A 25,543-nucleotide genomic window follows, 5' to 3' on the forward strand; every position below is an offset into this window, starting at 1 on the left:
CGTCACGCCCTTTGCTTTTTCAGTAAGATATACGCACCGAAAACGCACAAAATACCCAGTTTACGCCGGTTAAAGGAATTACATTGCTGCCTATCGGAGAAGCCTCATCGTTAATATTTATATTGGAATAGTTATTTCATAAAACGTGGGACTTTGATTCACTCTAATAAGGTATGCATCTATTTTGTACTAATGACACAAAAAGACAAACCTATTTTATAACATTAGTTATAGATGGGTTTGTCTTTTTATAGTCTAAAGTGGTCTGTTTAGTGGCTTTTACAATAGCAGCGTTACTTGTTTATTTGTCGCTTTACCAACGAATGCTTTTGTGTGTAATAACCAGTGATTTTGCGGCGGGTGGTTATAAAGGATGATAGTTGTTTAAACGGTCTGGTTAATTTGTACAGGAGCTATTAGGAGGCTGAAGGACAACCTTCATGGGACGCATCATTTCATTGTCTTCATGATCCAACATATGGCAATGCCAAACATATCCCGGCAAGGTACTAGGGTCAAAGGGAAATCTGTTTTTACCTGGCTTTATTTTAGATGGATCCAGAATACTTGGGTACATGGCCAGCATAATTCTTGTAACGTAGCCCGGAGGGCAGACAATGGTGTCCTTCCATCCATTTTCATTTTCCGGCGGTTCCAACGGTTCTTCCGTACAGTAGGAATCCGGATTAATTTCTTTGATGTGGCCTGCTATCGGCATGGGACCGTTAATTTGCTCCCAATCATGCCGATAACTGTCCACATCTATTTTTTGCCGGTTTACCAAACGGGAATCTGCCAGATGGATATGAATGGGATGGGGCCCGTTGGCAAGGTTGACCACCTCCCACACCTGAATAGAACCCACTACGGAGTACTCGGTAGTGTTTGCAGCAAATACCTTTCCATTTAATAGAAGTGCCAGAACATCGTCATTACAATTGAGCGAATTTAGTGTAACCACACGCTTGGAAATATTTTCGCATAATTTTGGGATTTCATTAAGCCTTCTAGGTAAACAAAGGGGTTTTTGGCAGGACGGGGACATTACCTTAAACAGCATAACCTGACCCGTGGTATCGGGATTGGTCTGTCCATCTTCATAGTTTACATTAAGCAGGCAAATATCATCATTCAGGCAGGCACCGGAAAAGTCAATAATAACATCCGCACGTTCGGCTGGGGCGAGATATAACTCATCGAGATATACCGGTCTTTCCAGATAGCCGCCATCCGTTCCAATTTGAATGATGGGCTGGCAGTTTGACAGTTTAAATTTATAAAATCTAGAATTAGAAGCGTTAATGATACGAAATCTGTATGCGGTTTGTTCCACATCAAGTTTTGGCCATACTTTGCCGTTTACCACAATGGTATTGCCGTAGAAAAAGCGTCTCCAATACGGGTGCACATCAGGCACATCACCCTCGGCAGAAAAAGAGAGATTTCCGTCTTCATCAAATGATTTATCCTGTACCATGAGCGGTATATCGAATTTACCGGATGGAAGTGGCGTACAGTCTATATTATCCAAATAATTATAAGGATCAGAAATCAGATAGGCGCCGCTCAGTCCGGCATAGACGTTGAGTCTGGTGATGCCCATTGTGTGATCGTGATAAAAAAGTGTAGATGATTGCTGCTGATTCAAATATTTGTATTCGTTTGTCTCATACATAGGTCCGTTTTTTCCATTGTGGGTAAACCAGCTGTCCGGAAAGCCGTCATATTTGGATTCGGTTTCACCGCCGTGCAAATGAACCACAGTTGGAACCGGCTCCTGTGCCAATAGATAGCCTTCGGGATAAGGCTGGAATGGATATTCCGGTGTGACCATTCCGTTGGGATTTGCCCAGTGCAGGGTAGGATCTATCGCAAAAAGATGTTTTCCCTTGATCCGATTATTCCAAATGACACTGATTGCCTGACCTGCTTCCTCCATAAAGGTAGGACCTGGTACGCTGGCACGATATTCACCACAACAGTTATTTTCTGCATATACCATACCTGCATATGCATATACTTTTGTTTTTGGAAAGCATGCGGGCAACATTTGTACTTCTGCCTCAACCATATCGACCTCATAAGTTGGAACGCAGCATTTATAAAATTTGTCATATTTTTGAGTGGGCATAAATACAGGCGGAATGGTTAGTTCCGTCTGATATTTCGGTATTATTTTAGAGTCCATCATATATCACTCCTCCTAAACACAGTATATGCGTGTAACATGAGTAAGTGACGATGCATGTCCGAGGTTACGCGGGGTTTTTTTGTTGTGCCCTAATTTACTTCAGGTATCATTGAACACAGTAACGAAATAGAACAAAAAGACGTTGATGCCGATTATTTAGGGGAAATTAGTAATGTTTACAAGTGGATTGATGAACAGGTAGTTTTATTAAAAACCCACCGCCTTTAATGGACGGTGGGTTTTCTGCTCTAACTCTATTTCTAGCCCTGTTGTTTGAAAATATTTGCTTTGGGCTCGTAATCCATACGCTGCAAGGCGTTCCGTTGTTTTTCTGCCTTATGCGTTTCCTACTATCCATCCAACGGGCGGATTATATTTTCATTCTACGCTTCAATTTTGCGAATCAAGTTGACCATTTCAATGGCGCTGACAGCACAGTCAAAGCCTTTGTTTCCCGCCTTAGTACCTGCACGCTCAATTGCCTGTTCGATATTTTCAGTGGTAAGCACACCGAACATGACAGGAATATCACTGTTCAAGGATATGTGGGCAATGCCCTTGGAAACTTCACTGCACACATAGTCGTAATGGGTGGTGCTGCCGCGGATAACAGCACCGAGGCAGATGACAGCATCATATTTGCCGCTTTTCGCCATTTTTGAGGCAATCAGCGGAATTTCAAAGGCTCCGGGAACCCATGCAATGTCAATATCATTCTCGCTTACATCATGTCGTTTCAGTCCATCCAAAGCGCCGCTCAGCAGTTTACTTGTGATAAATTCATTAAAGCGTGCGGCAACAATGCCAATTTTAATGTCCTTTGATACGAATTTTCCTTCAAATATTTTCATGTAAATCTCCTTTGCTTTTTAGTAGTTAAAAATATGACCCATTTTTTGCTGCTTAGTTTTAAGATAGAACAGATCATGTTCGGTAGCATCCATTTGTATTGGAACACGTTCTTTGATTTCTATTCCAAAATCAGAAAGCTGGTAGACTTTATCGGGATTGTTTGTGAGCAGGCGCAGTGTTTTAGCACCAAGATCTCGCAGAATTTGTGCCCCGATGAAGTACTCACGCAAATCTCCAGGAAACCCAAGGGCTAGATTAGCTTCCAATGTATCCATGCCCTGATCTTGAAGCTCATAAGCACGCAGTTTATTAATCAGACCAATGCCACGTCCTTCTTGGCGCATATAGAGCAGAATCCCGCGGCCTTCTTTTTCAATTTGCCTCATGGCTGCTTCAAACTGCTGACCGCAGTCGCAGCGCTGAGATCCAAACGCATCACCCGTCAGGCACTCGGAATGGACACGACACAAAAGATTTTCTCCGTTTCCAATATTTCCTTTGACTAGGGCCACATGGTGTTCGCCGTTAAGTTTGTTGATGTAACCATAAATTTTGAAATCGCCGTACTGTGTGGGCAGAGATGCACAGGTCACCTGCTCAACCAGCTTGTCATGCTGTTTTCGGTACTCCTGCAAGGCCTTGATGGTAATCATTTTTAATCCCCATTTTTGTGCTAGATTCATCAGTTCCGGTGTACGCATCATAGTCCCATCTTCGCGCATGATTTCGCAGCATAAGCCACATTCCTTTAATCCGGCAAGCCGCATCAAATCAACAGTAGCTTCTGTATGACCGTTCCGCTCCAGAACACCGTTTTTCTTAGCAAGAAGCGGAAACATATGACCCGGACGGCGGAAGTCTTCTGGCTTTGCATTGTTATCCACGCATTTCATAGCAGTGATACTTCGCTCTGCTGCGGAGATGCCGGTGGTAGTTGATACATGATCAACAGAAACCGTAAATGCAGTTTCATGGTTATCTTTATTGTCGCTGACCATCTGTGGGAATCGCAGCTTTTCACAAAGTGCTGTGCTCATGGGCATACAAATAAGACCTTTGCCATGCACTGCCATAAAGTTTACATTTTCAGTAGTGGCAAACTGTGCTGCGCATATAAAATCGCCTTCATTTTCTCGATCTTCATCATCTGTTACTAAAATAATTCTGCCCTGTCGAAGATCTTCCAGAGCTTCTTCAATGGTGTTAAATTCAAACATTTTCTTCCTCCTTTTTAAAAACCATGTTTCGCAAGAAATCCGGCCGTAATATTACTGGTTGACTGCGGTGCGTTCATTAGCCGCTCTACATACTTTCCGATACAGTCATTCTCCAGATTGACAATATCGCCAGTGCGTTTTTCCGATAGAATAGTCTGTGTTGCGGTATGGGGTATGACGGACACGCTAAAACTCTCTTTATGGACTTTAGCTACTGTCAGACTGATGCCGTCTATTGCAATTGATCCTTTTTCTATAATATATCTTAAAATATTGGGGCTTGTTTTTATGGTGTACCAAGTAGCATTATCATCTTTGGTAATGGATGAAATTGTACCAATTCCGTCGATATGCCCAGAAACAATATGACCGCCGAACCTGCCGTTTGCAGGCATCGCCCGTTCCAGATTAACTGGACTTCCTGCACGCAGTGTTCCAAGAGAAGAGCGGTTCAGGGTTTCATGCATTACATCAGCAATAAAGCTGTTTTGAGAAAAAGAAGTAATGGTAAGGCATACGCCGTTGACAGATATGCTGTCCCCAAGGTTAGCGTCTTCCAAAACGCTAAAGGCTTTAACAGTAACTTTAGCGGAATCCTTTCCTTTGCGGATACCTTGTATATTTCCAATTTCCTCTATGATTCCTGTGAACATCTGATAACCTCACTTTCCAATAAAATATCTTCACCTATCATCGTAAATGTTGGTTGGCTCAGCAGAAAGGCATTTTCAGGAGAGCGGACACCAAGACCATCTACTGGCGTTTTTCCGTTACCACCAAATATTTTGGGAGCAATATATGTCTGAACCTTATTCACAATTCCGCTTTGCAAGGCAGACCAGTTCAAAGTTCCACCGCCCTCCAACAAAACACTATCAATATTTCTCTCACCAAGAGCCCTCATCAGGCAGTTTAAATTAATGTGGCCGTCTTTTTCAGGAAGCACCTCGATATCACAGCCTGCTTCCAAATAAGGTCTATGCTTTTCAGGGTCTGTCACCGATGTGGCAAGGAGAGTTCCAGCATTGTCTGTCGATGTGACAACCCTTGCTTGCAGAGGTGTTCGCAAGTGGGTATCACAAATGATGCGCAGAGGGTTTCTGCCATTTTCTATCCGACAGGTCAACAGAGGATCATCGGCAAGGATGGTGCCGACGCCAACCATAATGGCAGAGTAGCGGTGTCTGTGTTCATGGACATGCCGTCGCGCCGATTCCCCGGTAATCCACTTGGATTTGCCGGTGGAGGTAGCAATTTTTCCATCAAAAGTCATGGCGTACTTCATAACTACATAAGGGGTTCTGTTTTGAATGTAATGAAAAAAACTTTTGTTGAGTTCATCGCATTTGTCTTTTAATATGTTTTCTGTTACTTCAATTCCATGGGATCGAAGAATTTCAACACCTTTTCCTGCGACTAATGGATTAGGGTCGGAAGAACCGATTACCACGCGGCGAATGCCGCTTTCAATAATTGCTTCAGTACAGGGAGGTGTCTTGCCATAATGGCAGCACGGTTCAAGGGTAACATAAAGCACTGCGCCTGCTGGTGAAGATTCGCAGTTCGCAAGGGCATTTCGTTCAGCATGCAGCGTTCCGTATTTTTGGTGATAACCCTGCCCAATTATTTTGTTGTCTTTCACAATCACAGCGCCTACCATGGGATTGGGGTTTACCCATCCACAGCCCCGCCCTGCGAGTTGAATTGCAAGCCGCATATATTCTATGTCTTTCATACAATGCCTCCAGAAATATAAATACCCTGAACAAAATCGTTCAGGGTATTCATAAACCGCAGTATATTATGCTATATTTTGCAAATAAAAAACTCTGGAATAAAGGTATTCCAGAGCAGAAATTGCGTTTACAAGAAAACTGCAATTGTATCTTCTTTTATCCAGACTGTACTGTCGGCTTCGGAATTTCACCGAATCATGCCTTGCGGCTCGTGGGCTTTACCACCGGTAGGGAATCTAACCCTGCCCTGAAGATGTTATTCAATTGTTAATATTATAGCATCTGCTTTGTACTTTGTAAACTAAAGAAATCGTTTTTGTTTAAATTTACAAAATTTCCATAAAAATACAATGATTTATTTTCAGTTAATATATTCTTCAATGAATGAAAATATTTCGGTGTTATATCGGTCCTGTTCATCCCAAAACGAGAAAAGGTGTTCTGAACCCTTGTATGTTATAAGTTTTTTTTTGCTGTGAGGTATTTCATTGAAAAGATTTTCCGACATATAGTACGGACATTTTCTGTCGATTTTACTATGCATTATGAGTGTGGGTATATTGTTATTTTTAATTTGTTCTACCATATCCACATCCGAAAACGAATATCCATAAATTAAATTACAAAAGACGCTTCCAAATGATGTCAACGCTTTCGCAGGAAGAAGAATTTTTGCTTGAGAGATTTCCCAATAGATTTCATCATACATGCTGCTGAAAGGACAATCTATAATAGCAAAGTCCAAATGTTTATTTGCATGTTCGGTTCCAGAGTAATATGCTATTGTAGAAGCACCCATAGACTGGCCTAAAGTTCCGACAGTATTATTGTTGGATTTTTCTTTCACAAAGCTAACAACCTGCTCTAGATCAAGACTTTCCAAATATCCAAAGGTCACAGTTGCAGCGGTATTTTTGCCATGAGCACGCTGGTCATATAAAACTACATTCCAACCATTTTCTAAGAATACCTCTGCCAAAGGGTACATTGCCATATGATTGCTTTCATGCCAATGAACCAAGATTATTGTCTTATTTTCGTATTCTTCGTCTTGGCAAATATAGTAAACAGGTATTGTATGCCCTGCCTCAGATATTATCTCGTAGGTGTATGTACTGGTCTGCCATGATTCATTAAATGCTTCAATAGTATATTTGGTATCTTGAAAATAAAGATTAACAATTTCGTTAGTATGCTTTTCCGACATTTGAGCCGGGATGTATGCAAGCAAAAATTCAATTAAAAACACAATTAAAAACATAGCTGCAAGGATGAAAAAAACAGCTTTTGTAGTTTTATTCTTTTTCAACTGCACTTATCCTCCATGTATAGTACATAAATTACTTTATAAGTTATATTTCAATAACTAATGTTTTGCGCGTATCAGTTTTATGCGAATGTTGCCCAGTATAAAATTGGCTTATAAGCATGTTAACCACTATAACAAGCGGTTAAAATTAAAAGTCTATATTTGCTTTTCTGGCTTGACTGCAAAGTTGACGAACATTCAAAGTATAATTCTTTCCATCTTTTATAAAATATGTTCCACATTGTCGAAATTCAAAATGTGTACTCTTAATTTTGCATTGCTCTCGTACAGATAATACCCAATTATAATTTAATGGCCTTGCGTTATAATCGGACTCACCGCCAACAACAACCAACTCTATATCATCAAGAAATTTTTCAATATGAACTTCTTCTAGTAGCGGCTGGCAGATAATGTTTTTATGCTTAATAGGCAGCTTGCTAAAAATAGACAGTCTATAATCTGCCATAGCTTGATTTTCAATGGTGCAACCTACAGTAACATTGTCATAACCATTATCCCAGTCATTAGGAATGTGGTCCATAAATCGCTCTATACGCTTGGTTAAAAAGATAAAATGTACGTCTGATCGTTCCTTCATCATTTGAAAACATTCTTTTCTCCAATCGTCTGCTTCTTCAATTAAAAAATCAGAAGAAAAGCACAGATATACTGTTTGTCCAGATTTAATTTTATATTCTTCTTTTTTGTTTTTCTCTATGGGGGCATAAAAATTATTGGTTTTTACAATTTCATTAGTATCGACATTTCGTTTGAAGTCGCCTTTATGAATATAACAAAATTTGCAGCCTTCACTATATTTGTGACAGCCTCGCCACGGATTCCATATTGCCATATCAGCACCAAAAATCCTGTTTTTTAATTTTGCGGTGCATAGGTTTACTTATTCCTATAACATTAAAGACTTCTCTTTTTTCAATTTTATATTTCATTTCATCAACTCCTATACTTATATATTACAATAAAAAGCAATTATAATCCTCTCTTTTTTTGCACAAAAATAAGAAGATTAGTTTAATAATATTAATTATGGTTTATCATAATTAAGAAAAGACTTTAAGTAGATCGGTGGAGGTTTTTATAATGGCGGTAATCTACATTGGTAATACCTGATTTTGTATATACCTAATTATTATTTAATTTGATTTCTGCCGCAGTTTTTTGCCTTATATAGTTGCTTGTCTACTTCATTAAGAATTGATTCGTAAGTTGGCAGAATATCAAAATTATCAACAGTATAAATTCCGAAACTGCATGTGGTTTTTAATGTTTTTCCGCGATATATCAAACTCTTTTTCTCAATGGATTCTCGTATTCTTTCGGCGATTTTTTCAGCTTTTTTATTATCTGCACCGACTAAGCAGATTAAAAATTCATCTCCGCCGTACCTGGCAACCCAATCAGTGCTTTGCCTTATACTTTGTTTTAGTTCGATTGCAAACTGTGACAGGAGATAGTCGCCGGCGGAATGACCATACGAATCATTAACATTTTTAAAAAAGTCTAAATCTGTAAATATTACTGATAATGGGAGTTCGTTTCTTGCGCAGCCGTTGATGTTATCTGGTAGTGTAAGATTTATATATCTTCTGTTATAAACTCCTGTTAACTCGTCGGTAATAGAAAGTTTATATGTATTTTCGAGTGTGTTGCAGAAACCATGTGATTCTGCTTCTTTAATGTTTGCAGAGCATTCCAAAATATATTTACACTCTTTAATTTTAACGGGTAAAAGCACAAATAGGCATAAACAATTGCTGAGTTGTTTTATTTTATAGGATGTACAATCTAATTCAATGCATTTTTTATACGTATCTATAAAATCGCTGTAATCAATTTCAGAGAAATCAAGGTCATGGGAATTTGTTGAATGTTCAGAAACAATTTTTTTATGTTGAAAATCTATTAAACGGAAGTGATTAAATGCTTTTTTCATAAGATCATAGTCGTTTAAATTTTCTATAAGGTTTGCCATAACTTCTCCTTTTTGATTTGCTGTTTTTAAGCTAATAGTTTCACCATTTAAAGGCTATTATTATTAGGTGAATCTTTCCGATAGCATAATATGAATTTATGTTAAGAATATTATATATACAAGAGTATATACTATCAATATAATTATAAGCTATTAGCTTAGAAAAATCAATGTCTATAAGATTATTTTATAAACTAATAGCTTCATATAAAATAATGCTGTGAGGTGTGCATATGAAAAAATGTTTGGATGCTCAAATAGGGCATCGAATTCGCCTAAAAAGAGAAGAACAAAAACTAAGCCGTGAAAAGCTTGCAGAGTGCATAGAGGTTTCTCCTCAGTTTCTTGCTCAAATAGAACTTGGACGAAGAGGTATGTCCTCCGTTACGCTGTACAAAATTTGTAGCGCTTTAAGTACGTCAGCAGATTACATTGTACTGGGAAGAGAATGCGAAAATGATTTATCTTCAATAGATAAAATGTTGGCTAATCTTAACCCTAAATATCTTCCATATGTAGAAGACTTAATTAAAACGTTTATATTGGCTATTAATAAATAAAATCCTTAGCAAAATATTGTCTGAGGATTTTTTTTGATTTTATTAAACTTAGTTTTGAAGGGATATTAAAGCTTATGAGAAGAATGAGAAGTTTCCTAGAGGATTTTTGTATCTATTTGTTTTGTGAGCTTATTAGTAATGTAAATTCATACTAAACATAACTAAGTGCAGTATATGCTCCTTGCATCAGTTTTTGTGTTCAAGTATACTGTACTTTATGAATTTACAAAAAATGGAGGTTAATTATATGTGTGGTATTGCAGGAATAGCTGGAAATTATACAGACGCAGACAAAAATTGCTTTGAAAATATAATGGATATAATGAATTACAGGGGACCGGACGAAAGCTCTATAAAAGATACACCGAATTGCTTATTAGGACATAATCGTCTTTCTATTATCGGACCTGATAATGGAATTCAGCCAATTTCCAATGAAGACAGAACTTCATGGATTGTCTGTAATGGTGAGATTTATAATTATGAGCATTTAAAAAGAAAGCATTTGCAAATGCATCAGTTTTCTTGTAACTCGGACAGTGAAGTTGTTTTACATTTGTATGAAGAATACGGAAAAGCATGTTTAGGCTATATAGAAGGGATGTTTGCATTTATTATTTCCGACTGCCGTAGCTCGAAGTCTGACATTTTTGCTGCGAGAGATCCATTGGGAATAAAACCCTTGTATTATGGTCAAAAAAAGGGGAAATTTTATTTTGCTTCAGAGTTGAAATGTCTATATCAGATGGTGGATGAAGTTAAGGAATTTCCTGCAGGACATTATTTTACGATTGCAGAAGGTTTTGTTCCTTATCGAACTGTTCATGACATTATCAGCCGCAAGTCTTCTTACGGGCAGGAATCACGGGAAAAGATTCAACAAAATATTTGTTTACTGCTTGAAAATGCGGTAAAAAAGCGTTTAATGGCGGATGTTCCTCTTGGAGTCCTGTTGAGTGGTGGATTGGACAGCAGCCTTATTGCTGCAATTGCTAGTAAATATAATCAAGGAAGTAAGCCTATGAAGTCATTTTGTATAGGCCTTAAGGGAAGTGCAGATCTGGTTGCGGCAAGAAGTGTTGCGGATTACATCGGAACAGACCACTACGAGTACATTTATTCAGAGCAAGATGTTTTGGAGGCTATTCCTAAGGTTATTTACCATTTAGAATCTTTTGAACCTTCGCTTGTCAGAAGTGCCATACCAAGTTATTTTGTGTCCATGCTTGCAGCCGAACATGTGAAGGTTATACTTTCGGGAGAAGGTGCAGATGAGCTTTTCGCTGGTTACGCGTATATGGAAAATATGCCGGATGAACAGACATTAAAATATGAGCTAGCGAGAGTACTTGATTCGCTTCACAATATTAACCTGCAACGGATGGACCGTATGAGCATGGCTCAATCCCTTGAAGGACGTGTTCCGTTTTTAGACGAAGAACTTATAAACTATGTATTCAATTTGCCAACAGAAATTAAGTCCCCTCAGAATGGGAAAATAGAAAAATGGCTTTTGCGTACTTCTTTTGACAATGCAGAGTACCTTCCGAAGGAGATTTTATGGCGAAAGAAAGCTGAATTTTCTGAGGGAAGCGGAACAAAGAATTTTCTCGAAATAGTATTTGAGCAATGCATTTCTGATTTAGAACTTAAGACGGACAGAGAAAGAATTTTAAAAGAAGAGAACATTCATATTCGCTCTAAACAAGAATTGTATTTCTATCGAATTTTCAAAACATTCTATCCGTCATCTTCTGTAGCTGATACAGTAGGGCGTTGGTCTGTAGCTTAATAATATTATTATTTTAATTGAAAAAATTAATGATTTTATATTGAAAAAATACTAAATGAATGTTATGCTAAGTTCTGAAAATTATGCTTCATAGTATGAACCTTAATTAAAAATATGGTGCATTTAAGCTGAGCAAATTATAAATCAGCTTGTTCTTCAAAGATTTTTGTTTTTGGAAGGAGTAATTGATGAAAGATATAACCATAGCATCTGAATTATTGGAAAAGGACAATTTGACACTCGTGATTATAAAAAACGGAAAAACGGTTTTTTCAAGCCGTAATAAGGGAATTGAGCCTTTATATACAGCAGTTATGGAGCATAAATTAGAACTTGAAGGTTCAAGTGTTGCGGACAGGGTTACAGGAAAGGCTGCAGCGATGATTTGCAAATATGCGGCAGTAAAGGAATTAAAGACAGGATTAATATCTGATAATGCAATCAAAGTCTTAAAAGAAACAAACATAATATATGAGTATGAGACTAGGACATCTTTTATTAAAAACAGAGATAAAACGGGGATGTGTCCGATAGAAACACTATCATTAGATACTAAGAATAGTATAGAACTTTTAAAAAAGATTGAAATTTTTTTAGATAAAATCAAAAATAAAGAGGAAAAATAGAATGAAAACAAAAGAATTAGTTTTAAGCGGATTGCTGATTGCGAGCGGTGTAATACTTCCAATGATGTTTCATATGTTTGGAATGACAGGGCCAATTGTTTTGCCGATGCACATACCGGTACTGATTGGAGGATTTTTGCTTTCACCTCATTTTGCTCTAATTTTGGGAATTGTAACACCCATTTTAAGCGGATTGCTGACCGGAATGCCCGTTATGTTTCCTATGGCTGTTATAATGGCGGTTGAACTTGGTGTATACGGGCTTACAGCAGCATTGGCTACAAGAAAGTTTAAATTGTCGATAATTCCATCGTTAGTTATTTCGATGATATCAGGAAGGATAGCAGCGGGGTTAACTGTTGCTGCTCTGGTTCAATTATTTGGAGTGAAAATGGATCCGTTTATGTATGTTAAAGGAGCGATATTAACAGGGTTACCGGGCATTTTGATTCAGCTAATATTCTTGCCGCCGCTTATGTATGCGATTAAAACATATATGAAAAAAAATTCTGCAAGTGCCTAACACCTATGTTATATAGGTGATTTTTTTGTGTATTTTTAAAAAGTTGTTGACATATATCATAAATAATGTATAATTAAAATTGACATATGTCAATTTTAATTATAATATTAATTAACGAATCTGGTTGCTATTATTTATTAAAATTTTGGTAATTAGATATAAATAATTCTCTCTAATCAAACATGGTATTAGAATAAAGCAGGTAATATTTATTATTACCTGCTTTATCCATGTATTAAAAAAGTAACACCTATTTAATTTGAACGAATAGGTGCTACATATTGTTATCAATTATTAAAAATATTTTTTAGTTGAGGAATATTCTTCAACTAGTCTCAAGGCTTCGCCGAATCTTTGGAAATGTACTATTTCTCGCTCTCGCAACCACCTTAACGTATCTTTTACAAGAGGGTCATCGGTTAAAGTAATCAGATTTTCATAGGTGGCTCGGGCTTTTTGTTCTGGTGCACATTCATAAAGACAACGTTTAAAAAAGAGATAAAACAAATCAAATACATTATATAAAGTGGACAGTTGCAACTATTGTAACTGTTTTTTATTTTGTTAGGAGGAATTATGAGTAAAGTAATAGCAATAGCAAATCAAAAGGGCGGTGTAGGAAAAACAACTACAGCTGTAAGCCTTGGTATAAGCCTTGCAAGGCTTAATAAAAAAGTTTTGCTTGTAGACTTGGACGGACAAGCTAACTTAACTATGTCATTGGGGTATGATCCTGATGAACTGGAGAATACATTAACTAATATTATTGAAAATAGAATTAATGATTATAATTATATAATTGATAAATCGGAATATATTTTAAGTGCTGAAGGGATTAATCTGATGCCGGCTGATATAGGATTGTCGAGTATAGAAGTAAAGATGTTGAATACCTTAAACAGAGAAAATATTCTAAAGAATATTTTTAGGGATTTTAGAAGAGATTATGACTATATTATAGTTGACTGCCTTCCGTCATTGGGGAGTTTGACAATCAATGCACTTGTGGCGGCAGACAGTGTAATTATACCTGTACAATCACAGTATTTGTCTTTGAAGGGAATGGAGCAGCTTCTTGAGACTATTCGTGGAGTGAGAGCTCAAATTAATCCTGAATTGAAAATTGAGGGAATCTTAATAACCATGTATGATAGGAGGACAAATTTAAGTAAGGAAGTATATGAAACAATAAACGATTCATATGGAGAATATATAAAGGTTTTTAAAAATCCTATAAATATTTCTACCAAGGTTGCGGAAGCCCCTTCTCAGGGAGTAAGCATTTTTACGTATTGCCAAAGTAATGAGGCTGCAAAATCGTATGAACAGTTGGCGAGGGAAGTGATAAACAATGGGTAAGCTTAATCTGAATACAAAGATGAAGGGTTATAGCGTAATTAATGATATTATTGGAAAACCGGATTCTGTTGAAGAAGATGGAGTCAGGCAGATAAAAACATATCTTTTGATACCTTTTAAGAAACATCCTTTTAAGTTGTACGAAGGAAAGCAGCTTGATGATTTGGTAGAAAGTATTAAAGAGTATGGTATTTTATCTCCGGTAATAGCAAGAGAAGTTGAAAATAAGGAAGAACTTGAGCTTATGAGCGGTCATAACCGTGTAAATGCAGCTAAAATAATTGGCCTTGAAACAGTTCCTACAATAATTAAAAACGTAGATGATGATACGGCACAAATTATAGTTGCAGAATCAAATTTTAGACAGCGCAATAATTTTCTTCCTTCTGAAAAGGCAAAGGCGTATAAAATGCAGATGGATGCACTAAAAAGGCAGGGAAAAAGAACGGATCTGGACATCTGTTCCAATGGAACATATACAAAAACATCTCGTGATAAAGTGGCTGATAAGAACGATACTTCACCTGCTCAGATAAGAAGGTACATTAGGCTTAATTATTTAACTGATAAATTACTTAATATGGTTGATAATAATAGTATCTCCTTCCGACCGGCTGTAGAAATTTCATATTTATCTGCTGAAACTCAGAAAATGATTGAATCGCTTTTAGAAAAGCAGAGAATTAAAATCAGTCTTAAGCAGGCGGAAAGGTTGAAGGAACTGGAAAAAGATTTGGGGACTTTGAATTTAGACACAATTCTTGATGTGCTGTCTGAAAAGAAAAAAATGAAAAAGAAGCTTGAAATACCCGTATCTAAAGTAAAAGATTTTTTTGATGATAGTGTAACAGAGAAAGAAATGATTAATATTATTTTGAATTTGCTTGAAAGCAATATGCAGGAGGGAAAATGAAAACAAAAATACATTTTACGGTTGAAGAATTGACTTTAATTAAAAACCACAAGAATATTAATAATAATATTAGCAGGACAGAGCTTATAGAAATATTAGAAAACAGTATTGAATATTCTGATGAAAAAATAATAAAAGAATGGATGAAAGAAACAGTCTTTAAACTCAGACAAATGACAGATGAAGATTTTTACAAGATAGATTACACGTTAGGCATAGATGCAGAAGATTAATTCTTCTGTTTTTTATTTGGAGGTATTTATAATGAATGATAAGGTAAAAGAAATATTAGAGCAATTGGAAGACGGAGTTAAATCAGTATTTGATTCCGAAAAGTATAAAAAATACTTAAAAACAATGTCAAGTTTTCATAATTACAGTTTTAACAATTCATTGCTGATTTCAATGCAAAATCCTGAAGCAACATATGTTGCCGGGTTTACAACTTGGAAGAAGCTTAAACGATACGTTGTAAAAGGTGAAAAGGGAATTGCCATTCTTGCACCCTGCGGATTTAATCGATACATCGAAAAAGACAAAATAAATCCTGATACAAAAAAACCGGTAATTGATCCTAACACCGGAAAGGTGGAAAAAGTTAAGATCCCGGTTGATGCTAACAGGTTTAGGGCGGTATATGTATTTGATATTTCTCAGACCAAAGGCGAGCTGCTTCAGTTAAATTTAATAGAAGAATTAAAAGGTGAGGTAAAAGATTATAAAAAATTTTTGGAATCGTTAAAGGAAGCAACAGATTATAAGATTGTTTTCGAAAATATCAAGGGAAATGTTAAAGGATATTGTAATTTTGAAAAGGAACTGATAGCTATAAAAGAAGGAATGGATGAAAAGCATGTTGTTAAGACTGCTATTCATGAGATTGCTCATTCATTACTACATGGCAAGGATAATAAATGTAATAATGAAATTTCCAGAAAGGCAGCCGAGGTTCAGGCGGAGAGTGTTGCTTACGTGGTATGCAGCCACTATGGCATAGAAACAGGCGAATATAGCTTTGGATACATTGCCGGGTGGAGCAGGGATAAAAAAACTGAGGAGCTGAAGGAATCACTGTCTGTTATTCAAAAAACATCAAATTTTATTATCAATAGGGTTGATGATGCGTATAGGGAGTTAGGCTTGTTAAAGGATAATAAAACAGAAGAAAAGGGTGGAAAGTCCTTGAATGATTTGAAAAAACAAATTAATGATTACAGACATAATGCTAGTCCAAAATGTGCTCAAAATGTCGTAAAAAAAGATCTCACAAATGAACGGTAAAGTCTGATTTTTATAGATAGAATCAATAAAATATGGTAAAATATAATAACATATGTTCCAATGGAACAAAAGATAATGTATGAGGAGTGGAGACATGGATGAAAAAAGAATAGATAAAATATTGAATGATGTGAGTGCCGATTTTTCATTTGAAGGTATGCCTCTTACGGAAGATAATAAAGAAAAAATAAGGGAATGTTTGTCAGGCAGAGCCGAATTTGATGAAACAGTAAAGATGCTTATCGATAAATATAAGGACAAAGGTAATGCAATATGAATGAAGAATATGATATTGATGATAAATATTGTTATAAGGGTACAAATGTACTGAAGAATAAGCTAAATATTACCAATGCGACTATTTTATATAATGCTGAGCGTGACATTACATCTGTTAATCTTGCCAAAGTAAGATCAATGCCTGTAAAAGGAGTCCTTGATTTCGAACACCTTAGGAAAATACATTATCATATTTTTAAGGATATTTATAGTTGGGCAGGACAAATCAGAAGTGTCAATATATCTAAGGGCAATATGTTTTGCTTGTATGAAAATATAGATAGTTACGGCAACTATTTGTTTGAGAAATTACGGAAAGAAAACTATTTTACAAATATTGATAAAAATTTTGTATGTGATAGGTTTTCTTTTTATATGAGTGAAATAAATGCACTTCATCCTTTCAGAGAGGGTAACGGCCGTGTTCAGAGGGTATTCATGTCATATTTGGCAAAAGTAGCAGGTTATGAATTGAACTTTGAAAATATATCACAAAAAAGGATGATAGAATTAAGCAGCCTTGCATTTAATAACGGGCATGAAGAATATATAAATATGTTTGAAAAGATAACAAGCCCTATTTCTTATGAAGAGCGAAAGGAATTCATATTATCTATTGGTATGGAATCGGTTATAAGTGCTAATAAAAAAACTATAGGAAGTATGAAAAAGGAAATAGAATGTTATAGGAGTAATTCAATAAAGAACAATAAAATAAACAGTAGAAAACTCAATAAGGATTTAGAGAGATAACTTTTGTTCCAATGGAACAGTTTTTTGCAGCAGTAAAAATACTGCTGTTTTTTTATTGCGTAAAAAGAGAGGAGAAAATCTTATGTATAAACAATATCAAATAAATAAGGCAAAGAACATGGATTTATTAGATTATGTAAGACAGAGAGGATATTCTCTTATCCAGTCGGCAGCCAATGAATACCGGCTGAAAGAGCATGACAGTTTAGTGATTAGTAATAATAAATGGAAGTGGTTTTCAAGAGATATAGGAGGAGATACCTTAGATTTTGTTACAAAGTATGAAGGAAAGAGCTTTAAAGATGCAATGGAGATATTAATTGGAGAGAAGGGAAAAGAAAAAGTAAAAGAATACTTTCCGGAAAAAAGCCAACAAAAACCTAAAAAGGACATATCTCAGCTTCCGGAAAAAGCGGATAACTACAGAAGGCTATTTGCCTATCTTTCTAAAACACGTAGAATAGACCCTTCTATAATTCAGGATATGATAAATGATAGTAAATTGTATCAGGAAAAACAATACAACAACTGTGTTTTTCTTGGGAAGGATTCCAATGGAGAAGTAAAGTACTGCCTTAAAGTTGGGACAAATACATATAAAAAGTTTAAAGGCGAGCAGGAAGGATCTGATAAGGCTTATGGCGTTGAATTATGTTCTTCTTCGGAAAGCTCAAAGGTATACATATATGAGTCAATTATTGATGCCATGAGTCATGCCACAATGATAAAAATACAAGGTGGCAATTATAAAGATCATAACAGAATTTCTCTTGGATGTGTTGCTGATGTAAAGCTTGAACAATTTTTAAAAGATAATCCTAATATAAAAACAATTATTTCATGTCTTGATAATGATAAAGCGGGTATAGATGCTACCGAAAAAATAAGAAAAAAATATTCTGATCGAGGCTATATTATAAAAAGAATATTGTCAAAGAGCAAAGATTTAAATGAAGATTTGGTCGCTGCATTTGAATTTCTTGAGAAACAGCAGAAGACAGTGAGCGATTTGGACAGCAACATTAAAAAAAACAGAATGACTAATAAAAACATGCCTTCTGAAAAAAGAAATAAAAATACAGTTGAAAGGTCAATGTAATATGAATTCTAAAATTATTCTTTTCTGGTCTCCGGTGAAACGCCAGGGCGGATGCAGCACCAATGTTGCCTTATATGCTTCATATTTATCACACGTTATGGGCGAAACTGAAAAGGCAGTAGTATATAGTCTAAATGAAAACGCAGATGCTGCTGATTATTTGACTTCCAACACTATCAGAAACGGCGGTAAAGATTTATTGCTGTTAAGCGAAACAAACAATGTAAGCTTTAAAGAGGATGTATTAGCATATACACATAAACTATCTGAAAATCTTGATATTTTAGGAACCGGAAAAGAAAGAGAAATAGTATCAAGAAGAATAATGAAAATGACTGAAATACTAGCAATCGCATATGACTATATATTAATCGATTCAGTTACAGGTGAAGGTTCGGATTTAAATAGGCTTATTGGAATATCTGACTTAGTAGTTGTATGTGTTCCACAAGATAAGTTTGTGTATGAAATGCTTGACATTAGTATCTTTAAAAATAAAAAAGTAATTTTTTTAAGCTCAGTCCATAATGAGAAAAATGAATTGAGTGTAAATAAGATACAAGCTATGGTTCCGGTTCAGGTCTATAAAATAAGTCGTGACGATAAAGTAAATCAGGCTGTTTATGAACAGGAAGTGTACAGTTATATAGCCAATGAATTCAAGAAAAAATCAACTGTTATTAATGAGCTTAGGGAACTGCATAACGAAATATTCCGGTTAATTAATCTTGAGCAGTTAAATATTACTTATGAAATAAAAAAGAGCTATGATAAAAAGAATGATGAAGTTTTACCTGATAGCATCCCGGAGCCGGAGATAAAGGTAATTAAGGAATATAAATTTATTAAGGCAAAAAATAATATTGCGGTAATTAATTTATCTCAAGGAGCCGGTTCAACTTTCATATCATTAAACATTGCTTATATGTTAAAGGATAAAAAAGTTGATTCTTCTGTAATTGAAATACCTAATAAAAAAATGAAAGCTGATATTTTTAATATAGTTTGTGACGATTATGAATTTTCTGAAAAAAAATTTATTAAAAATGGTGTAAGGTTCTATGTTAATAACAACAAAAAAACATGTAATTGGGACAAAGAAGACAGCATTGATTTTATCAGCTCAATAAGTAAAGAGAGTAATGTAAATATATATGATATTGGTAGCGTGACATTAGATGAAAACATAAATTTCTTGTTCAATATTATTGATGTTGCCATAATTGTAATTGATCCTATTCCCTATAAATTATTGCAGGCTGAAGAAAGAATAAAGTCTGTCAAGGAACTTGAAGAAAAGAACGTTAATGTAATTTATGTCTTGAATAAATATATTAAGGATTTAAATAAAAGAGATATTGAGAAGTATTTACAGGTTAAATTATCCTCGTGTATTCCGTTTATTTCTCCTGAAACATTATATGCTGCTTATTATTCAAATCAGACTGCATATCAATTCGAAAAGTCTGAGGCTTTTCATTATAGCTTATCAAAAATTCTTGACTCGGCAAACATATTGGAATACGAGAGAAAAAGGGAAAAAAGAGGACTTAAGATATTTAAATGGAGGAAAAAGTGAGATTAAAACTAAAATTCAGTAAACTGACAATGCTTGCAATGTTTTTAATTATAATAGCAGGCATTATTTATTATTATGAAGAGATAAATGTAAAAGAACATGCAGTTTCCATAGAAACAATAGATGTAATTGTTGCGGCTGATTATGTTCCTGAAAATACTGTAATTAATAAGGAAATGCTTACTGTGGAAAAAAGATATATTGAAAATATAAACGATTCAGATAACATTGCAGTAAAATATGATGAAATAGTGGGGAAGAGAACAATTGTGCCCTTATATAAGGGGGAAGAGATAAACATGGGCAGGCTAGTTGAAAATAAAAGCTACATGAATGATGAAATTCAGACGCAAACAGTAATAAAACTGACAGATGTGGACAAAGCATTGAAGCTTCAGGAAGGAGATTACATTGATATATGGATTGAAGCCTCCTCCCAGGGAAAAGAGGATGAACCTGATTTGGAACCGTATAAGTTTATGGACAGGATGAAAGTTATCAAAGTATACGATAAAGAATATTCAAATACTTCAAAAAATATTGAATTTGTGGAAGGGAAAGACACATCCGATGCCTTCATACCGGAATATATAACAATTCAACTGAACGATGCAGAATTAAAACAATTTTACAATATAAGCAGCGGTCAATCCGTTATAAGAGTATCCAGATACGGGCGGGAAAAATTTTATAATGTGGTTTCGGATATTTTAAAAGAGGGTGATACAGTTGAATAAAGCGGAAATAAAAGATAAAATTTACAACCTTATAGTAAACAAGGACGGCACCGAAGCAGAAAGAAGGCTACATACTGAAAGACTGATAAATTGCTCAGCTGGAGATATTGAAGCAAAGAATTATGTAAAAAAACTTATCAGACAGTATCTTGTCGATGAAAAGGTAGATATTGAAAGCTCCGAAGGAGAAAATCTCGCTGAAGAAATTTATGCGGAAAGATGGGGATTGGGAATACTGGAAAAATATGATACGCCGGATGTTGATGAAATAATGGTTGAAGGCACAAAGATACTCATACAAAAAAACAACCACATAATAGAGGCTGAGGAAAAGTTTAAAGATTATAGTGAAGTAATAGCTGTAATGAGAAGAGTGCTTGAATTTGACAGAACGAAAGATTTAAATATAAGAAATGCTGTTGTTTCCGCCAAGAGAATGGATGGGGCAAGGATTCAGGCTGTTATTGAACCTGTGGGTAAAATGCCATATCTCAACATAAGAAAATTTGAAAGCTTCATACCGACTAGCGAAAATATGCTTAAATCAGGAACGCTTATTCAGGAAGAAATCGACATCTTCAGCACTCTTGTAAAAGGCAGGGCAAACATAGTTGTAATAGGAGAGATGGGAAGCGGCAAGACAACATTTCTAAAATGGCTTGTTCAGTTCTTCCCTGACAGTCTTATCATAGGTTCTATCGAGACCAATTTAGAATGTAATTTCGATATCCTGTACCCTCATAAGCACTTTATACAGCTTGAAGAAAGGTTGCCGGAGTATCCCCTGGCTGATTTATTTACTGCAATGTTAAGACAAAATGTTGATGTAATACTTGTTGGAGAATGCAGAAGTTATGAAACCAACGAATTAATTAAGGCTATGTCAAGAGGACACTCTGGCAGTCTTGGAACAGCACATAGCATGGGGCCCATAGAAGTTATAGATGATTTTGCCGATATGATTCTTGAATCCGGAAAGGCTGTGGATTTAAAGGCATTAAAATACAGAATTTCAAGAGCAATTGATATTGTTGTAAAATTTAGAAAACTTGCAAACAGGAAAAGAACATTGGCAGGAATTTACGAAATAGTTGTAAATGATGAAACGGTAAGTTATAAAGCTGTTCCTATATTTGAGTTTGAAATAGACGAGGAGAACCCATGTGATACCGGAAAGCATGTAAGAAAAGGGACAATATCTGATAAACTTAAATGCAAGCTGAATTCATACGGTGTAAAAATGAGTGAAATAAATAGAATTTTTTAAGAAAGAGGGTGTGTTATTATCAGGAATATTTATTTGATCCTTTTATTTATTGCACTAAGCCTTGTGGCGGTAGATATTATTCAAAATATAGATAAAAATAGAGGCTATCGTTTTAGACCCGTTTCGAAAAAATTTAACGGAAATTATTTCTCGGTAAAAATTGGTGTGTTTATAAATAAGAATAATTTTCTGAGACTAGTAAAAACAAAATATGCTAATAAAATGACCTTAATAAACCATTTTGAAAAGGAACAGAATGAAAATAATATTGATAAATTTATTTTAAATTCGGTTTTGATATCATTCTTTTTCAGTATGGTTTTTTTGTATTTCTTTACTATATGGTATGTAGGATTGGCGGTATTTCTTGTAAGCATCTTTTTAATGATATATTGCGCCAATATTTACATAGGTAATAAATTGAATAAGATATATGCTCATTTCCCGATTGCTATACAACTGTTTACTGACGAATATGTCTCATGCAGGAATATCAAAAATGCTCTGAATAATTGCTATGGCAAAATGCCGCATGAAATTTCAAGAGTATTTGAAACACTTGCAAGAAGATATGCGAGCGAGAGTAACTATATTACAATAATAAACGATTTTGCTGAAGGATTGGATTTTGTCTGGGGATATGCATTTGCCGAACTGTTGTTGCTTAGTTACGAAGGGGCGGGAGATATAAGCGAGGATTTAATATACCTTAATGAACTTGCCAACGAGGAAATTAAGGCGGAAATGGAGACAGAAACCGCGATAGTCGGGACAAAGCTTATATTTGTGATTTTAAATGTTGCGACTGTAGTAGGATTGATATTCAGTCTTAAGGTAGTACCGATTTCAAAATATATCTACCTGTATACTCCGGTGGGGAATTTTGGACTTATTTTCTGGATATGCAGCTTTATTTTAGGGCTGGCCGTGCTGAAAATTTTAAAATATATATAAAAGGTGGTGAAATAAATGGTCGTTGAGAGTGCTGTACTTGCGGGTACAGCTTTAATAATGTTTTTTTTTGATTACAGAAATAACAGGACGCTTAGAAGAAAAACAAGTTTCAGGGAAAAGATAGAAAGGCTGTCTAAGACAAGGCTGTTCAAAAAAAATAGGGAAGGAAGGTCATACAGATTACTTCAGGAAGATCTGACACATCTAGGTATAGGTATAAAACCGGAATTTTTTAATGCGCTTTCCTTTGTTTCTGTATTGATTGCAGTAGCAGTCGTCCTGATCTTTGAGCTAATATATAAATTTAACCTTATATCAAATATGGAGGAATTAAAGGAAGCTGCAAAGATACTTGATGATCCTTCATTGTTGGATGTAAGTTTTAATTACAAAATTATTGTAATCACAATGATAATAATGATTATACTGCCTCGACGAATACTTAAACTTATTGTTTCTGTAAAATCGCTGATGGAGGAAAATGAGGTTATTATGCTTCAAACATACACTTTAATGATGATTAAGGCAGGAAAACCGATTAAGCAGATTTTGGTGAGTCTTATGGATAGGTCAAAAATGTTTAAAAGTATTTTGCGAAAGGCAGTAAATACTTATTCAAAGGATCCTAATTTAGCTTTGAGAAATGTAAGAGAAGGCACTTCCAATAAAGGTTTTGAAAAAACAATAAGAGCGTTGGAACAGGCTCTTGTTCATGACAGAGAGGTAAGTATAATATTTCTGAAAAACCACAGAAAACTGACTAAGGAACTGAAGGAATTAAACAGGGTAAAAAAGAATTCAATGAAGTCAATTATAAGTACATTGCTTCTAATTATTCCGTTATTGGCATTTGCATTTATAGCAGGGTATCCGTTCCTGGTCTATTCAATGAAAATGCTTGATAATGTGCCTATTTAGGAGGAACAAATGCTGAAAAGAATTTTAGTATTTATCAGGAATGAAAAGGGTGCATCAATAATCGGATATATAGTAGTCATATCGGTAACGGTAGCCATCGCAGCCGTATTGATTCCTCATTTCAATCAGACGGCAGATAGCCGAAGCAATAAGATAATAAATGTGTTTAATTCAACTGATACAATAGTTGAATTAGAATAATATAAAATTAAAAGGAGATAAAAATGAAAAAATCAATTAAATCAGTTAGAAAGCTTATTAAAAACCAGAAAGGAGACATTTTGCAATGGGTGATTGTTATTGTTGCGGTTGTTGCTATAGCTATAGCTGTTATGCCGGATATGAGCAATAAAATCTCAGATCAGGGAGACAAGTCTATTGACAGGCTTGGAGATTTGGATTCTCTTATTACCGAAGGTAAATAAAATGAAAGATTGGAGTTTAATATGTTGAAATATATAAAAAACGAAAAGGGTGACAGTAATATCGTTGGGTTTATAGTGGTTGCTCCGGTATTACTGTGGTTTTTTGTTTATATAATTTTTGGAGGCTCTTTCTTGCTTGATATAAATAAAATGACTACAATTGTCAATAAATCATTTGATCAGGCGTTGGTTGAAGGGCAATATACGGTTGAACTTCAGCAAAAATTAAAATCTGAACTTACTAGTTATGGATTTGAAGAAGACAGTTTAGAAATAAATATAGCTCCGTCTTCATCCAGAGACAATGACAACAGCACATATGAAATAAGAGGTAAAATGATAGAGGTGAGGGTTTTGTATAATAAACCCCACCCCTTTTATTATGTAAATTTTAAAGCAGGCGGGGAGAGTAAATATTATATAGGGGTGAAAATACAAGGAATGAGTGAAAAATGGTAAAGAAGCTTAATAACAAAGGTAGTACCTTTATATGGTTAATAATTTTTATTTTTATATTTATAGGCATTTCAACTTTGGTAATAGATTATGGTAATTTGTATGTGAAAACCAAAAAAATAAAATATACCATGAACAGAGCAGTTAAGGCGGCAGCTCTTCAAATAGATGACAGTAATGAGTTGGCTTCAGGTATGTTTAAAATTGATAAAGATAAGGCGGAAGAAACATTTAAAATTATTTTGGCGGAAAACCTTGGACTGGATAAAACAACAATGCAGCCAGAAGAAAACAGCTTATTGTACGATAAACCTGTGATTAGAGAATTTAAGGTTATAAATGAAACACCGTCATCATATACATCGGCTGTTATAAATCAGACATATAACATAGAAAATCCCAGTGTGGTTGCAACCATAGAGTTTAAAATAAAAAGCACCTTTTTAATAACGGATATTCGGGTAAATAAGCTGTCAAGTAGCCAGCTGACAAGTGTATATGAATGAATATCGAGCAGTTTAGGTTTTATAAAATATTACAAATTAAGGAGTCGGTATGAAATTTGCAATAAAAGTATCATCCGGATTTTTTTCTGAAGAGCAAATAGTGGCAGGATTAACAAAATTAGAATTAACTATGATAATAATACACATTGTCGTTATAATTGCCGTGTTTATTATAGTTCTTGTACATGGTAATAAAATTGACAAATGATAGCAAA

At 35.1% G+C, this 25,543-nt stretch carries 29 protein-coding genes, 1 pseudogene and 1 riboswitch; of the genes and pseudogenes, 21 read left to right on the plus strand and 9 right to left on the minus strand.

Features of this window, described 5'->3' with window-relative positions:
* Window positions 1-397: 397 nt before the first annotated feature.
* The 8 genes from ACS3UD_RS13930 to ACS3UD_RS13965 form a co-directional block, all read right to left on the minus strand.
* Window positions 398-2,191 carry a multicopper oxidase family protein gene (locus tag ACS3UD_RS13930; RefSeq protein WP_308139039.1) on the minus strand — a complete coding sequence of 598 codons (1,794 nt, stop codon included), beginning with the start codon at window positions 2,189-2,191 and terminating at the stop codon, window positions 398-400.
* Window positions 2,192-2,574: 383 nt separating this feature from the next.
* Complete coding sequence (gene ribH / locus ACS3UD_RS13935) at window positions 2,575-3,042, minus strand: 6,7-dimethyl-8-ribityllumazine synthase (RefSeq protein ID WP_308139038.1); 468 nt, start codon at window positions 3,040-3,042, stop codon at window positions 2,575-2,577.
* A gap of 18 nt (window positions 3,043-3,060) precedes the next feature.
* Window positions 3,061-4,260, minus strand: coding sequence for a bifunctional 3,4-dihydroxy-2-butanone-4-phosphate synthase/GTP cyclohydrolase II (locus ACS3UD_RS13940; protein WP_308139037.1), 1,200 nt, complete (start codon window positions 4,258-4,260; stop codon window positions 3,061-3,063).
* A 14-nt stretch (window positions 4,261-4,274) separates the two neighbouring features.
* On the minus strand, window positions 4,275-4,913 hold the full coding sequence (locus tag ACS3UD_RS13945; protein WP_308139036.1) for a riboflavin synthase: 639 nt from the start codon (window positions 4,911-4,913) through the stop codon (window positions 4,275-4,277).
* Window positions 4,895-5,995, minus strand: coding sequence for a bifunctional diaminohydroxyphosphoribosylaminopyrimidine deaminase/5-amino-6-(5-phosphoribosylamino)uracil reductase RibD (ribD, locus tag ACS3UD_RS13950; RefSeq protein WP_308139035.1), 1,101 nt, complete (start codon window positions 5,993-5,995; stop codon window positions 4,895-4,897). The genes ACS3UD_RS13945 and ribD overlap by 19 nt, the downstream gene beginning before the upstream one ends.
* 145 nt (window positions 5,996-6,140) lie before the next feature.
* Window positions 6,141-6,255, minus strand: a riboswitch (FMN riboswitch).
* 102 nt (window positions 6,256-6,357) lie between these two features.
* Window positions 6,358-7,305 carry an alpha/beta hydrolase gene (locus tag ACS3UD_RS13955; protein ID WP_308139034.1) on the minus strand — a complete coding sequence of 316 codons (948 nt, stop codon included), beginning with the start codon at window positions 7,303-7,305 and terminating at the stop codon, window positions 6,358-6,360.
* A gap of 148 nt (window positions 7,306-7,453) precedes the next feature.
* A complete protein-coding gene (locus ACS3UD_RS13960; protein ID WP_308139033.1) occupies window positions 7,454-8,161 on the minus strand; it encodes a DUF5131 family protein in 708 nt (235 codons plus the stop codon).
* A 297-nt stretch (window positions 8,162-8,458) separates the two neighbouring features.
* Complete coding sequence (locus ACS3UD_RS13965; RefSeq protein WP_308139032.1) at window positions 8,459-9,301, minus strand: GGDEF domain-containing protein; 843 nt, start codon at window positions 9,299-9,301, stop codon at window positions 8,459-8,461.
* 233 nt (window positions 9,302-9,534) lie between these two features.
* On the opposite strand from ACS3UD_RS13965, the gene ACS3UD_RS13970 reads away from it, so the two are divergent.
* The 4 genes from ACS3UD_RS13970 (at window position 9,535) to ACS3UD_RS13985 (ending at window position 12,802) form a co-directional block, all read left to right on the plus strand.
* Entirely contained in the window at window positions 9,535-9,861 is a 327-nt protein-coding gene (locus ACS3UD_RS13970; protein WP_308139031.1) for a helix-turn-helix domain-containing protein, read from the plus strand.
* A 247-nt stretch (window positions 9,862-10,108) separates the two neighbouring features.
* The gene (asnB, locus tag ACS3UD_RS13975) at window positions 10,109-11,653 is read left to right on the plus strand and encodes an asparagine synthase B (protein ID WP_308139030.1); all 1,545 of its coding nucleotides are present in this window, start codon (window positions 10,109-10,111) and stop codon (window positions 11,651-11,653) included.
* 188 nt (window positions 11,654-11,841) lie between these two features.
* Entirely contained in the window at window positions 11,842-12,279 is a 438-nt protein-coding gene (locus ACS3UD_RS13980; protein ID WP_308139029.1) for a DUF1893 domain-containing protein, read from the plus strand.
* 1 nt (window position 12,280) lies between these two features.
* Entirely contained in the window at window positions 12,281-12,802 is a 522-nt protein-coding gene (locus tag ACS3UD_RS13985) for an ECF transporter S component (protein ID WP_308139028.1), read from the plus strand.
* 294 nt (window positions 12,803-13,096) lie between these two features.
* Here the strand turns inward: ACS3UD_RS13985 and ACS3UD_RS13990 are convergent.
* Window positions 13,097-13,276 (minus strand): annotated as a pseudogene (locus tag ACS3UD_RS13990) (manganese catalase family protein); the annotation flags it as partial.
* Window positions 13,277-13,378: 102 nt separating this feature from the next.
* Between ACS3UD_RS13990 and ACS3UD_RS13995 the strand changes: the two are divergent.
* The 17 genes from ACS3UD_RS13995 (at window position 13,379) to ACS3UD_RS14075 (ending at window position 25,536) form a co-directional block, all read left to right on the plus strand.
* Window positions 13,379-14,161, plus strand: a complete 783-nt coding sequence (locus ACS3UD_RS13995; RefSeq protein ID WP_440977636.1) for a ParA family protein — start codon at window positions 13,379-13,381, stop codon at window positions 14,159-14,161.
* Window positions 14,154-15,074, plus strand: coding sequence for a ParB/RepB/Spo0J family partition protein (locus ACS3UD_RS14000; protein ID WP_440977637.1), 921 nt, complete (start codon window positions 14,154-14,156; stop codon window positions 15,072-15,074). Before ACS3UD_RS13995 ends, ACS3UD_RS14000 begins: the two co-directional genes overlap by 8 nt.
* On the plus strand, window positions 15,071-15,307 hold the full coding sequence (locus ACS3UD_RS14005) for a transposon-transfer assisting family protein (RefSeq protein ID WP_308139024.1): 237 nt from the start codon (window positions 15,071-15,073) through the stop codon (window positions 15,305-15,307). The genes ACS3UD_RS14000 and ACS3UD_RS14005 overlap by 4 nt, the downstream gene beginning before the upstream one ends.
* A gap of 31 nt (window positions 15,308-15,338) precedes the next feature.
* A complete protein-coding gene (locus ACS3UD_RS14010) occupies window positions 15,339-16,355 on the plus strand; it encodes an ArdC-like ssDNA-binding domain-containing protein (protein WP_440977638.1) in 1,017 nt (338 codons plus the stop codon).
* 94 nt (window positions 16,356-16,449) lie between these two features.
* Entirely contained in the window at window positions 16,450-16,632 is a 183-nt protein-coding gene (locus ACS3UD_RS14015) for a hypothetical protein (protein ID WP_308139020.1), read from the plus strand.
* A complete protein-coding gene (locus ACS3UD_RS14020) occupies window positions 16,629-17,387 on the plus strand; it encodes a Fic/DOC family protein (protein WP_440977639.1) in 759 nt (252 codons plus the stop codon). Before ACS3UD_RS14015 ends, ACS3UD_RS14020 begins: the two co-directional genes overlap by 4 nt.
* A gap of 82 nt (window positions 17,388-17,469) precedes the next feature.
* Window positions 17,470-18,486, plus strand: a complete 1,017-nt coding sequence (locus tag ACS3UD_RS14025) for a toprim domain-containing protein (protein WP_440977640.1) — start codon at window positions 17,470-17,472, stop codon at window positions 18,484-18,486.
* A 1-nt stretch (window position 18,487) separates the two neighbouring features.
* The gene (locus tag ACS3UD_RS14030) at window positions 18,488-20,065 is read left to right on the plus strand and encodes a hypothetical protein (RefSeq protein ID WP_440977641.1); all 1,578 of its coding nucleotides are present in this window, start codon (window positions 18,488-18,490) and stop codon (window positions 20,063-20,065) included.
* Entirely contained in the window at window positions 20,062-20,802 is a 741-nt protein-coding gene (locus ACS3UD_RS14035) for an SAF domain-containing protein (protein ID WP_440977642.1), read from the plus strand. Before ACS3UD_RS14030 ends, ACS3UD_RS14035 begins: the two co-directional genes overlap by 4 nt.
* Window positions 20,795-22,069 (plus strand): ATPase, T2SS/T4P/T4SS family, encoded by a 1,275-nt coding sequence (locus tag ACS3UD_RS14040; RefSeq protein WP_440977643.1) that lies wholly within the window; start codon window positions 20,795-20,797, stop codon window positions 22,067-22,069. The genes ACS3UD_RS14035 and ACS3UD_RS14040 overlap by 8 nt, the downstream gene beginning before the upstream one ends.
* Before the next feature lie 33 nt (window positions 22,070-22,102).
* Entirely contained in the window at window positions 22,103-23,023 is a 921-nt protein-coding gene (locus tag ACS3UD_RS14045) for a hypothetical protein (RefSeq protein WP_440977644.1), read from the plus strand.
* A gap of 15 nt (window positions 23,024-23,038) precedes the next feature.
* Window positions 23,039-23,941 (plus strand): hypothetical protein, encoded by a 903-nt coding sequence (locus ACS3UD_RS14050; RefSeq protein WP_440977645.1) that lies wholly within the window; start codon window positions 23,039-23,041, stop codon window positions 23,939-23,941.
* Window positions 23,942-23,950: 9 nt separating this feature from the next.
* Window positions 23,951-24,142: a hypothetical protein gene (locus ACS3UD_RS14055; RefSeq protein ID WP_440977646.1), complete on the plus strand. Its 192-nt coding sequence runs from the start codon at window positions 23,951-23,953 to the stop codon at window positions 24,140-24,142.
* 23 nt (window positions 24,143-24,165) lie between these two features.
* Window positions 24,166-24,366, plus strand: coding sequence for a hypothetical protein (locus ACS3UD_RS14060; protein ID WP_440977647.1), 201 nt, complete (start codon window positions 24,166-24,168; stop codon window positions 24,364-24,366).
* Between the two features lie 21 nt (window positions 24,367-24,387).
* The gene (locus tag ACS3UD_RS14065) at window positions 24,388-24,825 is read left to right on the plus strand and encodes a hypothetical protein (RefSeq protein ID WP_440977648.1); all 438 of its coding nucleotides are present in this window, start codon (window positions 24,388-24,390) and stop codon (window positions 24,823-24,825) included.
* Window positions 24,819-25,328 carry a hypothetical protein gene (locus tag ACS3UD_RS14070; protein ID WP_440977649.1) on the plus strand — a complete coding sequence of 170 codons (510 nt, stop codon included), beginning with the start codon at window positions 24,819-24,821 and terminating at the stop codon, window positions 25,326-25,328. The genes ACS3UD_RS14065 and ACS3UD_RS14070 overlap by 7 nt, the downstream gene beginning before the upstream one ends.
* A 49-nt stretch (window positions 25,329-25,377) precedes the next feature.
* On the plus strand, window positions 25,378-25,536 hold the full coding sequence (locus ACS3UD_RS14075) for a hypothetical protein (protein WP_440977650.1): 159 nt from the start codon (window positions 25,378-25,380) through the stop codon (window positions 25,534-25,536).
* Window positions 25,537-25,543: the final 7 nt, after the last annotated feature.

It is taken from the genome of Sedimentibacter sp. LTW-03 (genome assembly GCF_052059825.1).
Classification (GTDB): domain Bacteria; phylum Bacillota; class Clostridia; order Tissierellales; family Sedimentibacteraceae; genus Sedimentibacter.

Excerpts from the sequence above, each read along its gene's own strand:
- ACS3UD_RS13930 (WP_308139039.1), bottom strand. The coding sequence starts at position 2,191 with ATGATGGACTCTAAAATAATACCGAAATATCAGACGGAACTAACCATT.
- ribH (WP_308139038.1), bottom strand. The coding sequence starts at position 3,042 with ATGAAAATATTTGAAGGAAAATTCGTATCAAAGGACATTAAAATTGGC.
- ACS3UD_RS13940 (WP_308139037.1), bottom strand. The coding sequence starts at position 4,260 with ATGTTTGAATTTAACACCATTGAAGAAGCTCTGGAAGATCTTCGACAG.
- ACS3UD_RS13945 (WP_308139036.1), bottom strand. The coding sequence starts at position 4,913 with ATGTTCACAGGAATCATAGAGGAAATTGGAAATATACAAGGTATCCGC.
- ribD (WP_308139035.1), bottom strand. The coding sequence starts at position 5,995 with ATGAAAGACATAGAATATATGCGGCTTGCAATTCAACTCGCAGGGCGG.
- ACS3UD_RS13960 (WP_308139033.1), bottom strand. The coding sequence starts at position 8,161 with ATGGCAATATGGAATCCGTGGCGAGGCTGTCACAAATATAGTGAAGGC.
- ACS3UD_RS13965 (WP_308139032.1), bottom strand. The coding sequence starts at position 9,301 with ATGGCAAACCTTATAGAAAATTTAAACGACTATGATCTTATGAAAAAA.
- ACS3UD_RS13970 (WP_308139031.1), top strand. The coding sequence starts at position 9,535 with ATGAAAAAATGTTTGGATGCTCAAATAGGGCATCGAATTCGCCTAAAA.
- asnB (WP_308139030.1), top strand. The coding sequence starts at position 10,109 with ATGTGTGGTATTGCAGGAATAGCTGGAAATTATACAGACGCAGACAAA.
- ACS3UD_RS13980 (WP_308139029.1), top strand. The coding sequence starts at position 11,842 with ATGAAAGATATAACCATAGCATCTGAATTATTGGAAAAGGACAATTTG.
- ACS3UD_RS13985 (WP_308139028.1), top strand. The coding sequence starts at position 12,281 with ATGAAAACAAAAGAATTAGTTTTAAGCGGATTGCTGATTGCGAGCGGT.
- ACS3UD_RS13995 (WP_440977636.1), top strand. The coding sequence starts at position 13,379 with ATGAGTAAAGTAATAGCAATAGCAAATCAAAAGGGCGGTGTAGGAAAA.
- ACS3UD_RS14000 (WP_440977637.1), top strand. The coding sequence starts at position 14,154 with ATGGGTAAGCTTAATCTGAATACAAAGATGAAGGGTTATAGCGTAATT.
- ACS3UD_RS14005 (WP_308139024.1), top strand. The coding sequence starts at position 15,071 with ATGAAAACAAAAATACATTTTACGGTTGAAGAATTGACTTTAATTAAA.
- ACS3UD_RS14010 (WP_440977638.1), top strand. The coding sequence starts at position 15,339 with ATGAATGATAAGGTAAAAGAAATATTAGAGCAATTGGAAGACGGAGTT.
- ACS3UD_RS14015 (WP_308139020.1), top strand. The coding sequence starts at position 16,450 with ATGGATGAAAAAAGAATAGATAAAATATTGAATGATGTGAGTGCCGAT.
- ACS3UD_RS14020 (WP_440977639.1), top strand. The coding sequence starts at position 16,629 with ATGAATGAAGAATATGATATTGATGATAAATATTGTTATAAGGGTACA.
- ACS3UD_RS14025 (WP_440977640.1), top strand. The coding sequence starts at position 17,470 with ATGTATAAACAATATCAAATAAATAAGGCAAAGAACATGGATTTATTA.
- ACS3UD_RS14030 (WP_440977641.1), top strand. The coding sequence starts at position 18,488 with ATGAATTCTAAAATTATTCTTTTCTGGTCTCCGGTGAAACGCCAGGGC.
- ACS3UD_RS14050 (WP_440977645.1), top strand. The coding sequence starts at position 23,039 with ATGGTCGTTGAGAGTGCTGTACTTGCGGGTACAGCTTTAATAATGTTT.
- ACS3UD_RS14055 (WP_440977646.1), top strand. The coding sequence starts at position 23,951 with ATGCTGAAAAGAATTTTAGTATTTATCAGGAATGAAAAGGGTGCATCA.
- ACS3UD_RS14060 (WP_440977647.1), top strand. The coding sequence starts at position 24,166 with ATGAAAAAATCAATTAAATCAGTTAGAAAGCTTATTAAAAACCAGAAA.
- ACS3UD_RS14065 (WP_440977648.1), top strand. The coding sequence starts at position 24,388 with ATGTTGAAATATATAAAAAACGAAAAGGGTGACAGTAATATCGTTGGG.
- ACS3UD_RS14070 (WP_440977649.1), top strand. The coding sequence starts at position 24,819 with ATGGTAAAGAAGCTTAATAACAAAGGTAGTACCTTTATATGGTTAATA.
- ACS3UD_RS14075 (WP_440977650.1), top strand. The coding sequence starts at position 25,378 with ATGAAATTTGCAATAAAAGTATCATCCGGATTTTTTTCTGAAGAGCAA.